The organism is Sphingomonas sp. FG14, from assembly GCF_057809675.1.
This window is the reverse complement of the sequence record NZ_JBMDKK010000001.1, coordinates 1,143,237-1,156,112: the sequence shown is the minus strand read 5'-3', so window position 1 is coordinate 1,156,112 and position 12,876 is coordinate 1,143,237. Positions and strand designations below refer to the sequence as shown.

12 protein-coding genes are annotated in these 12,876 nt (G+C 65.7%); 3 read left to right on the top strand and 9 right to left on the bottom strand.

Going from position 1 to position 12,876, the window contains the following annotated elements; translation table 11 throughout:
* Window positions 1-67: 67 nt before the first annotated feature.
* The gene (locus tag ACODTA_RS05535; protein ID WP_489064797.1) at window positions 68-1,414 is read left to right on the top strand and encodes an AmpG family muropeptide MFS transporter; all 1,347 of its coding nucleotides are present in this window, start codon (window positions 68-70) and stop codon (window positions 1,412-1,414) included.
* Entirely contained in the window at window positions 1,414-2,172 is a 759-nt protein-coding gene (locus ACODTA_RS05530; protein ID WP_489064796.1) for a tetratricopeptide repeat protein, read from the top strand. The genes ACODTA_RS05535 and ACODTA_RS05530 overlap by 1 nt, the downstream gene beginning before the upstream one ends.
* A gap of 108 nt (window positions 2,173-2,280) precedes the next feature.
* Here ACODTA_RS05530 and ACODTA_RS05525 read toward each other — a convergent pair whose 3' ends face one another.
* The 7 genes from ACODTA_RS05525 to ACODTA_RS05495 all read right to left on the bottom strand — a co-directional run bounded on the left by ACODTA_RS05525 (window position 2,281) and on the right by ACODTA_RS05495 (window position 9,809).
* Complete coding sequence (locus tag ACODTA_RS05525; protein ID WP_489064795.1) at window positions 2,281-2,559, bottom strand: hypothetical protein; 279 nt, start codon at window positions 2,557-2,559, stop codon at window positions 2,281-2,283.
* A 298-nt stretch (window positions 2,560-2,857) separates the two neighbouring features.
* Window positions 2,858-3,721 carry a formyltetrahydrofolate deformylase gene (purU, locus tag ACODTA_RS05520; protein WP_489064794.1) on the bottom strand — a complete coding sequence of 288 codons (864 nt, stop codon included), beginning with the start codon at window positions 3,719-3,721 and terminating at the stop codon, window positions 2,858-2,860.
* Window positions 3,721-5,160: a succinylglutamate-semialdehyde dehydrogenase gene (gene astD / locus ACODTA_RS05515; protein WP_489064793.1), complete on the bottom strand. Its 1,440-nt coding sequence runs from the start codon at window positions 5,158-5,160 to the stop codon at window positions 3,721-3,723. Before astD ends, purU begins: the two co-directional genes overlap by 1 nt.
* Window positions 5,161-5,165: 5 nt before the next feature.
* On the bottom strand, window positions 5,166-6,170 hold the full coding sequence (locus ACODTA_RS05510) for an arginine N-succinyltransferase (protein ID WP_489064792.1): 1,005 nt from the start codon (window positions 6,168-6,170) through the stop codon (window positions 5,166-5,168).
* Complete coding sequence (locus tag ACODTA_RS05505; RefSeq protein WP_489064791.1) at window positions 6,170-7,366, bottom strand: aspartate aminotransferase family protein; 1,197 nt, start codon at window positions 7,364-7,366, stop codon at window positions 6,170-6,172. Before ACODTA_RS05505 ends, ACODTA_RS05510 begins: the two co-directional genes overlap by 1 nt.
* The gene (locus ACODTA_RS05500) at window positions 7,363-8,787 is read right to left on the bottom strand and encodes an FAD-binding oxidoreductase (RefSeq protein WP_489064790.1); all 1,425 of its coding nucleotides are present in this window, start codon (window positions 8,785-8,787) and stop codon (window positions 7,363-7,365) included. Before ACODTA_RS05500 ends, ACODTA_RS05505 begins: the two co-directional genes overlap by 4 nt.
* Window positions 8,784-9,809: a 2-oxoadipate dioxygenase/decarboxylase family protein gene (locus ACODTA_RS05495; protein WP_489064789.1), complete on the bottom strand. Its 1,026-nt coding sequence runs from the start codon at window positions 9,807-9,809 to the stop codon at window positions 8,784-8,786. The genes ACODTA_RS05500 and ACODTA_RS05495 overlap by 4 nt, the downstream gene beginning before the upstream one ends.
* A 76-nt stretch (window positions 9,810-9,885) precedes the next feature.
* Here ACODTA_RS05495 and ACODTA_RS05490 point away from each other — a divergent pair, with 76 nt between their 5' ends.
* Window positions 9,886-10,797 (top strand): LysR substrate-binding domain-containing protein, encoded by a 912-nt coding sequence (locus ACODTA_RS05490; protein WP_489064788.1) that lies wholly within the window; start codon window positions 9,886-9,888, stop codon window positions 10,795-10,797.
* Window positions 10,798-10,800: 3 nt separating this feature from the next.
* Here ACODTA_RS05490 and ACODTA_RS05485 read toward each other — a convergent pair whose 3' ends face one another.
* Together ACODTA_RS05485 and rimO are read right to left on the bottom strand one after the other, a co-directional pair.
* Window positions 10,801-11,445: a TetR/AcrR family transcriptional regulator gene (locus tag ACODTA_RS05485; RefSeq protein ID WP_489064787.1), complete on the bottom strand. Its 645-nt coding sequence runs from the start codon at window positions 11,443-11,445 to the stop codon at window positions 10,801-10,803.
* Window positions 11,446-11,497: 52 nt separating this feature from the next.
* The gene (gene rimO / locus ACODTA_RS05480; RefSeq protein WP_489064786.1) at window positions 11,498-12,832 is read right to left on the bottom strand and encodes a 30S ribosomal protein S12 methylthiotransferase RimO; all 1,335 of its coding nucleotides are present in this window, start codon (window positions 12,830-12,832) and stop codon (window positions 11,498-11,500) included.
* Window positions 12,833-12,876 lie beyond the last annotated feature (44 nt).

The following is a 12,876-nucleotide window of genomic DNA, read 5'->3' as shown; positions in this document are numbered from 1 at the left end:
CTGGGGCTAGGCATATCGCAGAATTTCTATAGTTTCCCGCGGAAATTGCAGGGGCGGGATATGGTTCATGGCTGACGCTACGGCATCGCGGGTTGCGAGCTTCCTCGAAACGATGCGGCCTTATCTGCGCCCGCGTCCGATTGCCGCGTTGCTGCTCGGCATATCGAGCGGATTTCCGCTCGCGCTGCTGTTGGGCACGATGACCTTTTGGTTGTCCAAGGTCGGTATCGACAAGAAGACGATCGGTTTCGCGATCGGCCTGACGACGCCCTATACGCTCAAGTTCCTCTGGGCGCCGCTGGTCGACCGGATCAAACTGCCGGTGCTGACGCCGCTGTTCGGCCAGCGGCGATCCTGGCTGTTCTTCATCCAGGCGTTGCTTTTCATCTCGGTCTGGATGCTCGGCGCGAGCGAACCGGAAAAACATCTCGGGATCTTCGCCTTCTGGGCGATCCTGACCGCCTTTCTTGGCGCGACGCAGGACATCGTCATCGATGCCTATCGGATCGAGATCCTGTCCGATGCCGAACTGCCCCATGGCACCGCGACGAACCAGCTCGGATATCGCATCGGCGCATTCATCGCGGGTGTCGGCACGATCGCATTGGCCTCGGCGGAGGGGCTCAATCTGGGATGGGCGATGGCCTATGGGCTGACGGGCCTGTGCATCGTCCCCGGCGTCATCGCGGCCTTCTGGGCGGGGCCGGGATTGCACGACAGCGCCATGAAGCAGGTCGCGAGCGGCACGCAGTGGCTCAAGGACACTGTCGTCTCGCCATTCGCCGATTTCCTGAAACGGCGCGGCGCCCTGCTGATCCTGCTGTTCGTGCTGCTCTACAAGGTGGGCGACGCGATGGGGCAGGGCATGCTCAACCCGATGATCGTCGAGCTCGGCTTTTCAGACACCGAGTTCATCGCGATCAACAAGGTGCTCGGTTTCTGGGGGCTGATCGTCGGCACCGCGCTCGCGGCACCGTTCATGGCGTGGCTCGGCATGGGACGGGCGCTGTTCATCTCAGGCCTGATGATGATGGTCAGCAACTTCTTCTTCGTGATCGTGGCGCTGGCCGGGCATTCGGTGACCTGGCTCGCGATCGCGATCTCGGTGGAGCAGATCACCAGCGGCATCGGCCTGACCGTGATGGTCACCTATTTCTCCGGCCTGTCGAGCGTGGCCTATACCGCGACGCAATTCGCGCTGTTGTCCGCGCTGGCGGGCGTGGGGCGGACATGGCTGTCCACGCCGTCGGGATATCTCGCGGAAACGCTGGGGTGGCCCGGTTTCTGGCTGTTCACCATCGTTGCGGCGATACCGGGCATGGTTCTGTTGTGGATATTGTGGCGCAAGGGGTTCGTCGTGGAAACCGTGCGGCAGCCGGGTACGGGAACCAGGGAGTCCGAGGCGGGTAGCTGATGCCCTGGCTGATCGCCTCCGCTCTGATCCAGATCGCCTGCGCGATCCATGTGATCCGCAACGGGCGTAACCAGACCTGGATCATGGTGATCATGTTCCTGCCGTTGGCTGGCGCCGCCGCCTATTTCATCCTCGAGATTCTGCCGGGACTGCGCGGCAATCGGCATGTCCGCACCGCGCATGCCAGGGCGGTGGCGCATTTCGATCCCGAGCGTGACCTGCGCGCCGCGCAGGAGGCGCTGTCGCTGGCGGATACGGTGGCCAACAGGATCGCGATGGCCGATGCGCTTGCCGGGCTGGACCGCCATGAAGAGGCGATATCCTATTATCGCGAGGCGTTGGCGCGCTCACCGGGCGGTGACGACAGGGTCAAGGCCAAGCTCGCCCGCGCGTTGATCGAGATCGGCGAGGCCGCCGAAGCGGAACGGCTGGTCGACGAGATCGCGCAGCCGTCCGGTATCGGCGAGCAGGACCGGCTGGCGATGCTGCGCGCACGCATTCTGGAGGCGCAGGGCAAGATCGCGCCGGCGATGGCAATCTATGCCGATCTGGTCTCGCGCTATCCGGGCGAGGAAGCGCGCTGCCGCTATGCGGCCCTGTTGCTCCAGGCCGGCGATCGTCGCCGCGCCCGTGGCGTGCTGGAGGAAGTGGAACAGCGCATGAAACGGCTCGACCGCACCCAGCGCGCGGCGGAGGCTGACATGTACGACTGGGCGATGGAACAGCTACGTTCGCTGCGTGCCGATGCGAGCGCATAGGGCACAAACACCGCGATGAGCCATCTTATCCTCCGCTACGAACCCGATCCGGACGATGAAGTCGGCCGGCTCTGGTTCGACGTCCGGACGGCGCTTTTCTCGGGGTCGTCATTTTTCTGGTCGAACCTCGGTGAGTTGCCAGACCTGATTGGTCAGATTGGCCGATATCCGCTCGACGGCACGGCGAGTTGCCGATGGCAATGGGGGATGGACGGAGGCGCTGGCCTCGTCGCGGCTCTCGACGTGATGCAGGCGAAGGCGAACGGGCGACTGGAAGCACGTGTGAATCTCGCGGACCTGAACGATATATCGCAGTGTCTCGCGATCAGTTTTGAGACCGAATATGTGCTTCTTGATGCGTTTCGAGGCGAGCTGGAAATAATGCATGACAGGAGATCGGGCAAAGCACTGCTTGCGGGAGCGGGGTGATCTAGATCGATCGGCATGAATCCATCGTTTCAGTTCCCGATTACGTTCGATCCGTCCATCTTCATTATTGCGAGCGAAGCGAAGCAATCCAATGCCGGAAGCATCCCTGGATTGCTTCAGAGCCGGCCTTGGCATCACCCTGAACTCGTTTCAGGGTCGATGTGAAAACGGGCGCGATGGTGCAGGATTCGACATGGCCGCTGAAACGAGTTGAGCGTGACGAAGAGGTGTCATTGGCTCAGCGAGACAAACATCATTACCGGAAAACCACGCTCTTCCCGTCATTGAGGAACACCCGCCGTTCCCCCAGCGCATTGACGGCGCGGGCCAGCACTTGCGCTTCGATATCGCGGCCGATGCGGATCATGTCGTCCACCGATGCGCGGTGATCGACGCGTTCCACCGCCTGCTCGACGATCGGACCTTCGTCGAGATCGGCGGTCACGAAATGGGCGGTCGCGCCGATCAGCTTCACGCCGCGCGCATGGGCGCGGTGATAGGGTTTCGCGCCCTTGAAACCGGGCAGGAAGCTGTGATGGATATTGATGCAGCGCCCGCTCAGCCGCGCCGAGAAATCCTGCGTCAGCACCTGCATATAGCGGGCTAGCACCAGTAGTTCGGCGCCGCTATCGATCATCAGCGCTTCGATCGCGCGCTCCTGCGCGTCGCGGTTGTCGGCGTTCACCGGTAGATGATGCCAGGGCAGGCCATGCCATTCGACGAGTCCGCGCAGATCGTCGTGATTGGAGACGACACCGACGATATCGACCGAAAGTCCGCCGGTCTGGCGACGATGCAGCAGGTCGTTCAGGCAATGCGATCCCTTCGAGACCGCTATCAGCGCGCGCGGGCGTTCGTCGGCGGCGGTCAGCGACCAGTCGAGTTCCAGGGACGTCGCCGTTTGGGCGAACTGGGTGCGCAGTTCCTCGGTATCGCCCGGGAAGTCGGGGCCGCCGGCGGTGAAGACGACGCGCATGAAGAAGCGCGCCGTCTCGACATCGGCATATTGCTGGCTATCGAGGATGAAGCCGCTGCGCGCGGCCAGGAACGCGCTGACCCCCGCGACAATGCCGACCCGGTCGTTGCAGGTCAGCGTCAGGATCCAGCTCGGCTCACTCATCAGGCGGCAAGCCCCGGCACGGCGACCGCACTGACATTATCAGCTTCGAAGCTGCCGATCGGATAGGCACAATAATCCGCGGCATAATAGGCGCTGGGGCGATGATTGCCCGATGCGCCGAGCCCGCCAAAGGGCATGTTGCCCGCCGCCCCGGTGGTCGGGCGATTGCGGTTGACGATGCCCGCGCGGCTTGCTTCCAGGAAACGGTCCCACAAGGCGGCGTCGGCGCTGATCAGGCCAGCGGAAAGGCCGAAGGCGGTGGCGTTGGCTGCTGCGATCGCGGCGTCGAAATCAGAGGCCCGGGTGACCTGGAGCACCGGTGCGAAGATTTCCGAGTCCGGCACGTCGATGCCCGTCACGTCGAGGATTGCCGGCGTCACGAAAGCGGCCGAGCGGCCGTCGATACCGCCGAAATCGCGGATCGTACGTGCGCCGCGCGCCTGCAGCCCGGCAAAGGCGGCACGTGAGCCAGCCGCCGCAGCATCGGAGACCAGCGGACCCATGAAGCCATCCTCGGAATCGTTCCAGGCGCCGATGCGCAGCCGACCGGCCATCGCATCGATGGCATCGACGATCGCGTCCCCCGTCGGCCCCTGCGGAACGATCAGCCGGCGGGCACACGAACAGCGCTGGCCAGTGGTGACGAAGGCGGACTGGACGATAATCGACGCGGCGGCTTCCGGTGAATCCCAGGCGATCAGCGGATTGTTGCCGCCCAGTTCGAGCGCCAGGATCAGGTGCGGGCGGTCGATCGTCGCGCGCTTGAGTGCGGCGCCGGCGCCGGCCGAACCGGTGAAGAGCAGACCGTCGATATCGGCGGCGACCAAGGCTTCGCCCGTCGCGCGTGCGCCCTGAACGAGATTGAGCACGCCGGCGGGAAGGCCCGCCTGCTCCCAGGTCTTGACCATGCGTTCGCCGGTGGCGGGGGTGATCTCGGACGGTTTGAACACGATCGTGTTGCCCGCCAGCAACGCCGGCACGATATGGCCGTTGGGCAGATGGCCGGGGAAATTATAAGGCCCGAGTACCGCCATCACACCATGTGCGCGATGGCGCAACACCGCGCGACCGAAATCGGTATCGGACGCGCGCTCGCCCGTCCGCTCGGCATTGGCGGCGATCGAGACGGCAACCTTGCCGATCATCGATCCGATCTCGGCGCGCGTTTCCCATAGCAGCTTGCCGGTCTCGCGTGAAATCAGTTCCGCGAAACCTTCGCGATCGGCCTCGAGTGCCGCGGCGAAGCGGCGCACCGCCGCGATGCGATCGTCGAGCGATGCCGCGCGCCATGCATGCAGCGCCGCGCGCGCCGCCGCGACCGCTTGTGCGATATCATCCGCCGTCGCGGCCGCGCCTTCCCACACGATCTCTCCCGTCGCGGGATCGATCGAGCGAAAGCTCTCACCGCTCGCCTGTTTCCATTGGCCGTTCACATGCATCGATATCACCCATTCACTCGAACGGCCTCACCTTCGCGGAGGCCTAGCGCGGTTGCGGTTTGCGGATCAACGGTCAGTATGCCGTCGCCGATCGCGGCGACGGCATGGGTCGCGCGGAAACTGGGGATGGTCGTATTTGAAAGCAACAGCGATGCGCCTTCGATGTCGTGCCCGATAGCCAGACGCAACGTCCGGCTACCGCGTACCGTCGCCAACGAGTCGCGCTGGCAGGTCATGGTCGGTCCGCCGTCGAAGATATCGACCAGGCCCGATCGCTCGAAACCCTCGCGTTCCAGCAATGCCAGCGCCGGTTCTCCGTCGCGATGGACGCGACCGATCGCCTCGGCGGCATTATGGTCGATCAACTCGACATAAATGGGATGGCGCGGCGCCAGGTCGAGAATGAATTGTCCGTCGCTGGCGGTCACCATATGGTCGGCCTGCTCGAACGGGATCCGGTAGAATTTGTGCGACACGCCTTCCCAGAAGGGGGAGCGGCCGTCCTCGTCGAACCAGCCGCGCAGCTCCGACATCACGGTGTGGGAGAAGCGCAGCGGATCCGCGCCGATCAGCATATAGCGCGATCGCGCGAGCAGGCTGCCGGCGCCGCCGCTGCGCCGGTCGGCGCGCACGAACAGCGACCCGACTTCGGTCCAGCCCGCGCATTCGTTGACGAGCACCAGCGCCTGATGATCGAAACGCGTCTTGGTCGCCAGCGAATGCTGCGCCAGCGTGACGATCCGGAACGAGAAATGGGGGCGGCCGACGCCCACCCCGGCGCGTACGCCCGCGACGCCGGCGACCACGCCGGTCTCGCCGTCTTCCAGCATCAGCGTATACCAGGCCTCGGCCGGTGCGATCGCGCCGGCGAAGCTCTGCTGCGAGAGCGAGAGCCGTTCGGACAGCACGGCCTCATCCTCGGGCAGGCTGGTGAAGCCGCGGCCCGAAAGGACCGCAAGCTCCATCAACGCATCCAGGTCTGCCGGTCCGGCGGGCCGCACAACCAGCATCAAGCGGCCTTTGCGAGCTGCGCGCGCGCGGCTTCGCAGGCGGCTTCGATCCGGGCCACGGCTTCGGCTGCTTCCTCATGGCTCAGGATCAGCGGCGGCAGCAGGCGGACGCAATTCTCGCCACCACCGGCGACGAGCACGCCATGATCACGCGCCAGCGCCATGAACTCGCGATTGTTGGGGATCATCTTCAGGCCGATCAGCAGACCCTTGCCGCGGACATCGACGATCAGGTCGGGATAGCGGGCGGCCAGATCGGTCAGCCGCGTCTTGAGATCGTCGGCGATCGCGCGGGCATGGGCCAGCGTGTCGTCCTTGGCGATCTCGTCGAATGCCGCGATCGCGACCGCCATCGCCAGTGGATTGCCGCCGAAGGTGGAGCCGTGCACGCCGACCGTCATGCCCTTCGCCGCCTCGCTGGTGGCAAGGCACGCGCCGACCGGGAATCCGCCGCCCAGCGCCTTGGCAATGCCCATGATGTCCGGCTCGGCGCCTTCGAACCACTGGTGCGCGAACAGCTTGCCGGTCCGGCCCATGCCGCTCTGCACTTCGTCATAGATCAGCAGCACGCCATGCGCGGTGCACAGGTCGCGAACGCGCTTCAGCCATTCGCCGGTCAGCGCGCGCGCACCGCCTTCGCCCTGGACTGGCTCGACGATCAGCGCCGCCGTGGTCGGCCGCGCGATCGCTTCGGCGATGCCGGCTTCGTCGTCGATGGTCAGCTGGACATAGCCGGGCAGGCGGGGGCCGAAACCCTCGACATAGGAAGGATTGCCCGCTGCGTTGATCGCGGCATAGGTCCGGCCGTGGAAGGATCCTGCGAAACCGATGATATCGATCCGCTCGGGCTGGCCATTGACGAAGTGATAGCGGCGCGCGGTCTTGAGCGCGCATTCGATCGCCTCGGATCCTGAATTGCCGAAGAAGACGACATCGGCGAAGCTGGCGTTGGTCAGTCGCTTGGCGAGCTCTTCCTGGCCCGGAATGCGGAAGATGTTGGAAACGTGCCAGAGCTTGCCGGCCTGTTCGGTCAGCGCGGCGATCAGCGCGGGATGGGCATGGCCCAGCGCGTCGGTCGCGATGCCGGCGACGCAATCGAGATAGGCGCGGCCCTCGACATCATGCAGCCAGGCGCCGTTGCCGTGCGACACCGCGAGCGGCGCCCGATTGTAAACTCCCATCAATGCATCGGTCATGTCGTTGCTCCCAAAGGTCCAAATTCCACGCGCCCCATCGGCACCGGGGCCATCAATCTCTGCACCGCGCCCGAAAGCCTGCGCGTCTCCTCCGGCACCAGCCGCTGATACCAGTGCGCATTGCCGGGGCCGATGCCATGCTCCGCGCTGAAGCTGCCGCCATACTCCTCGACGACCGCGACGAACACCGCCGCGCGCGCCGCTTCGCCGATTTCCGGGTCGAACGGTCCCGCTTCGGCTGGCCAGACCATGTTGAAGTGCAGTCCGCCGTCGCCGATATGCCCGAAATCCAGGATCTGAAGCTGCGGCGCGATTGACGAGAGCCGCTTCGCGAGATCCTGCCGAAAGCGCATAACATCCCCCCGGCGGAGCGCGATATCGCAGGCGACGACCTTGCCGGCGGCGCGCAGTCCCTCGGGAACCGCATGGCGGATCGCCCAGAGCGCATCGCCGCGATCGACGGCGGTGTCGCGGATCGCGCCGCGCTCGAACCAGGGCATCAGTGCCGCGCCGAGCTTGTCTTCCAGCCATTCCACATCGAACGCCGCGCCGGCCGAAAGCTCGACCAGCACCGCATAATCGGGGCGGACACCGCCAAAGGGATCGCGCAATCGTGGCACATGGTGCAGCGCGGCGTCGAGCGCAGGGCCGGAAATCCCCTCGAACGCGGTCAGCAGAGTGCCGAACGCGCCTTCGAGCGCGGTCAGCAGCTCGGTCGCGGTTTCCGCGCGGTGGAGCGCGATCATCGCCGTCACCGTCACGACCGGTTTCGGCGACAGCGCGAGCGTCGCGCGCGTCACGATGCCGAGCGAACCGGAACTGCCGACCAGAATCTGCTTCAGGTCGAGCCCGACATTATTCTTCCACAGCGCGGCTCCGAGCGTCATCAGACGCGGCTGGGCGTCGGCCGTCACCAGTTCGATGCCCAGCAGGTTGCGGCGCACATCGCCATAACGAAGAAAACGCGCGCCGCCCGTGTTCGCGGCGATCATCCCGCCCACCGAAGGGTCGGCGCCCAGGTCGATCGGGAAGAACAGGCCGTGCTCAGCCGCCGCCGCGTTGATCGCCGACAGGGGTACGCCGGCATCGACTTCGGCGGTGCGATTGAGCGGATCGATCACCGGAGGACGGGCAAGCCGTTCGAGCGAGAGCAGGACAGCGTCGCCATCCGGTCCGGCGATGCCCGCCGCGACGAGGCCCGTGCGCGCGCCTTGCGGCACCAGCCGCACTTTCGCTTCCGTCGTCCGGCGGACGATCTCCAGTATCTGCTCGGCGCTCGATGGGCGCACCACCGCGAGCGGAGCGCCGGTCGTGCCGCGTCCATCGCTGGCATAGCCCGCCAGATCGCCGGCCTCGGTCAGCAGATTGGCGGGGCCGACACCATCCGCCAGCGCGCGGAGCAGGGCGGCGTGATCGCTCACGCTGCCCGCGTCATCGCGAAGATGCCCGTCGCATTGCCGCTGTCGAACGCGAGGTCGAGCGTGCCCGTGGCGGGATTGGTTTCGCGCGTGATGAATTCATAGAAGGATCCAGGCACGATCCTGCGGACCGGCTTGCCGTCGTCGCCCTGGAACTCGCGTTCGACCGGATCGGCGCGGAACGCGGTCTGGCGGACGCGGCCGCTGCCCGACACCTCGACGCGATCCTTGATCGGCCACTCGGCATCCCGCAGCCGATCGGCCAGCGCGTCGACATCCGCGACCCGGTCGGTCGCATGGTTGAAGGCATTGCCTTCGGTCGCGATCCAGCCCGCCTCGGCGGAGCGGGCAAGCAGCGTTTCATAGTCGGAGACGCGGACAGTGCCGTGATGACGTTCGAATGCGGCGGCGATCCGGGGGAGCATGGCGAGCGCCTGCGCGAACGGCACGGAGCCGTGCCGGCTGAAATCATGGAGCAGGGCGGCTTCTTCCGCCCCCAGTGGATCGCGCGATCCGCCGAACACGCGCCGGGCCGCGGCGCCGAAGGCGTCGTCGAAGCGTTCTACATGCAGTTCGCTCACGAAATATTGCGGGATCGCCTCGGGCATGTCGCGATGGCAATAGGCGTGGCCGGTCATCTTGAGCGCGGGCAGAGGATAGACGCCCGCGACATGATAGCCGAGCGGCGCGAGGATACGCGCAAAGGCTTCATGGCCGGCGGGCAGTCCGCCGGTGGGGCCGACGGGGAAGCGAATCGTCCGCAGCGCGCCATGATCGAACAGGATGCGCTCGCCGCGCGCCATGCGCTCGGCGCCATAGGCGGCTCCGCTCGGGACGCGCGCCAGCAGCCCGTCGAACAATGTCACGCCCAGCGCCATCGCGAAGACCGCGCGCGAGACATTGGGGCCGGTTTCGGCGCGTAGGCGCGCATCGATCGCCAGCGCGTCGAGCGCCGTATTGCCTGCTGCTACACCCAGCACTCCGACAACGAGCCGTTCGATCGTGCTTTCATTCCCGCTGTGCATGATTACCTCCAACGCGATATGGTGATCCTCTGGTGTAAATGCTAAGTTGACGCAAACGCGAAGGGGTCATCTGCTGATGACAGATTGGAATGAAGGGGCGCGCAGACTGCTGCCGCCCATGGGCGCACTGAACAGCTTCGCGGCGGCGGCTCGGCTCGGCAGCTTCTCGCGCGCCGGTGAGGAAGTGGGGCTGACGCAGAGCGCGGTCAGCCGGCAGGTTGCGCTGCTCGAGGACTGGTTGCAGACGCCCCTGTTCACGCGCGCGGGCCGCCGGGTCAGCCTGAATGCGGAGGGGCGCGCTTATGCCGAGGAAGTGGGGCCGGCGCTCGATCGCATCCGACGGGCAACGGCGCGACTGTCCGGCGGCCGGCCGACCAACGAGCTCAGCATCGCGACGTTGCCCAGCTTCGGCATGCGCTGGCTCGCGCCGAGGCTGCCGCGGCTGACCGCGCGCCACCCCGAACTGGTCGTCAATTTCGCCGCGCGTTCCTTCCCCTTCGCATTTGCCGATGAACCGTTCGATGCCGCGATTCATTTCGGCCGGACTGACTGGCCCGATGCCGTGCATGATTTCCTGTTCCGCGAAGTCGCGATCCCGGTGTGCTCGCCCGACTGGCTGGCAGCCAATCCGATCCGTGAGCCCGCCGACTTTATCGGCAAGAGTCTGTTGTTCCAGACCTCACGCCGTACCGCATGGGATCGCTGGTTCCGCGCAGCCGGGGTTGAGGCCTTTGCGACCGGCGGGACGGTGTTCGAACATTTCCTGATGCTCGCCCAGGCGGCGGCGGCGGGCGCGGGCGCGGCGCTGATCCCCAGCTTTCTGATTGAACCCGAACTGTCGGCGGGCACTCTGGTCTGTCCGATCGAGATCCCGCTTTCGACCGACGAGGCTTATTATCTCGTCTATCCCGAGGCTGCTGCGGCGAATGCGCCGCTCGCACGGTTTAGGGCGTGGATCGACGAAGAGGCGCAGGGCGTCCCCGCCTGATCGTCAATCCCCGGGGCGTGGCGCCAGCCGGCGCAGCGTCAGTCGCGAGAGTTCAAGCGCGCGATCGCGCGGCATGCGCATGGGCGACAGACAGAAATCGATCCAGAGTCCGTCGGTGACCGCCGAAAGCAGCGCGGCGAGGTCGTCGGCCGGCACCGGCCCGGGTGGCAGGCGTCGCACCGCCTCAGCCAGCATCTCGCGCAGCCGGTAGTTGTAATCCTCGCTGACCGCCGCGAATTCCGCGTTGCTGCGTACCAGCGTCCAGAAGGCGATCCAGGCCCCCAATATGTCGGGATTGGCCCATTCATCCGAGAACAGCATGACCAGGAAGCGGTCGATCGTTTCCCAGGGGTCGTCGTGGGGCAACGCCATCTCCGCCTCGAAACGGACGATCACGCTGTCGCACAGCTCCTGATAGGTCTCGAGGAGCAGGTTTTCGGGATTCTTGAAATAATGGCGGAGCAGGCCGTGCGAGACGCCCGCCTGACGGCAGATCTCGCGGCCCGTGGTGCCGCGCGCACCCAGCCGGGCAAGACAACTGATGGTGACCGCAAGCAAATCCTGACGACGCACGGTCGGCGCCTGACGGCGCACGCGTCGCCGGGGTTTCGCTTCGGCTTCGGCGTTTGTTTCCACGGACTTGGTCATCGCCCGGTGCGTATCGCAGCCGGCCGGACGCATCGCAAGCGCTGAGACGCGATCAGCGGGCGACGGGCACGCCGAACAGGTCGTGCTCGTCGGCATCCTCGATCTCGACCGCAACGATATCGCCGGGTTTCAGGCCGTTGGCATCGCGTAGATGGACTTCGCCGTCGATCTCGGGCGCATCGGCCTTCGACCGGCCGGTGGCGCCGCCCTCTTCGTCGGCTGCGTCGATGATGACGTCGAGCGTGCGGCCGATCTTGGCTTCCAGCTTCTCCGCCGAAATGCGCGCGGTCAGTTCCATCAGCCGGGCGTAACGCTCTTCCTTCACCTCTTCGGGCACCGGATCGGGCAGATCGTTGGCGGCAGCACCTTCTACAGGTTCGAAGCGGAATGCGCCGACACGGTCGAGTCGCGCTTCTTCCAGCCAGTCCATCAGATAGCGGAAATCATCCTCGGTCTCGCCGGGGAAGCCGACGACGAAGGTCGAGCGGACCGCGATGTCCGGGCAGATGTCGCGCCACTTCTTGATGCGCTCGAGCACCTTCGCTTCGTTGGCCGGGCGTTTCATCGCGCGCAGTACATTGCGGCTGGCATGCTGGAACGGGATGTCGAGATAGGGAAGGATCAATCCCTCGGCCATCAGCGGGATGACCTGATCGACATGCGGATAGGGATAGACATAGTGGAGCCGCACCCAGGCGCCCAGGCTGCCCAGCTCGCGCGACAGGTCGGTCATGTGCGCGCGAACCTCGCGGCCATGCCATTCGCGCGGCTGATGGCGGATATCGACGCCGTAAGCCGAGGTGTCCTGGCTGATCACCAGCAATTCCCTGGTGCCGGCGGCGACCAGCTTCTCGGCTTCGCGCAGGATCGCATCGGGGCGCCGGCTGACCAGATCGCCGCGCAGCGACGGGATGATGCAGAAGGCGCAGCGGTGATTGCAGCCCTCGGAGATCTTCAGATAGCTGTAGTGGCGCGGCGTCAGCTTCAGGTCGCGCTCGGGCACCAGGTTGAGGAAGGCGGAGGGCGGCATCGGCGCCGCTTCGTGCACCGCGCCGACCACCTCCTCATATTGATGTGCGCCGGTGACCGCGAGCACGCCGGGAAAGCGCGCGCGGATCGCCTCGGCTTCCTTGCCCATGCAGCCGGTGACGATGACGCGGCCATTCTCCGCGATCGCTTCGCCGATCGCCTCCAGGCTTTCCTCCTTCGCCGAATCGAGGAAGCCGCAGGTGTTGACGAGCACGACGTCGGCACCGGCATAGTCGGGCGACATGCTGTAGCCGTCGGAGCGCAGCTTGGTCAGGATGCGTTCGCTGTCCACAAGATTCTTGGGACAGCCGAGCGAAACCATGCCGACCTTCGGCGGAGAGGGAAGTTGGAGTGCCATGGGAGCGCGCCACATAGTGGTTATGGGCGCAAATGTCATCAGGC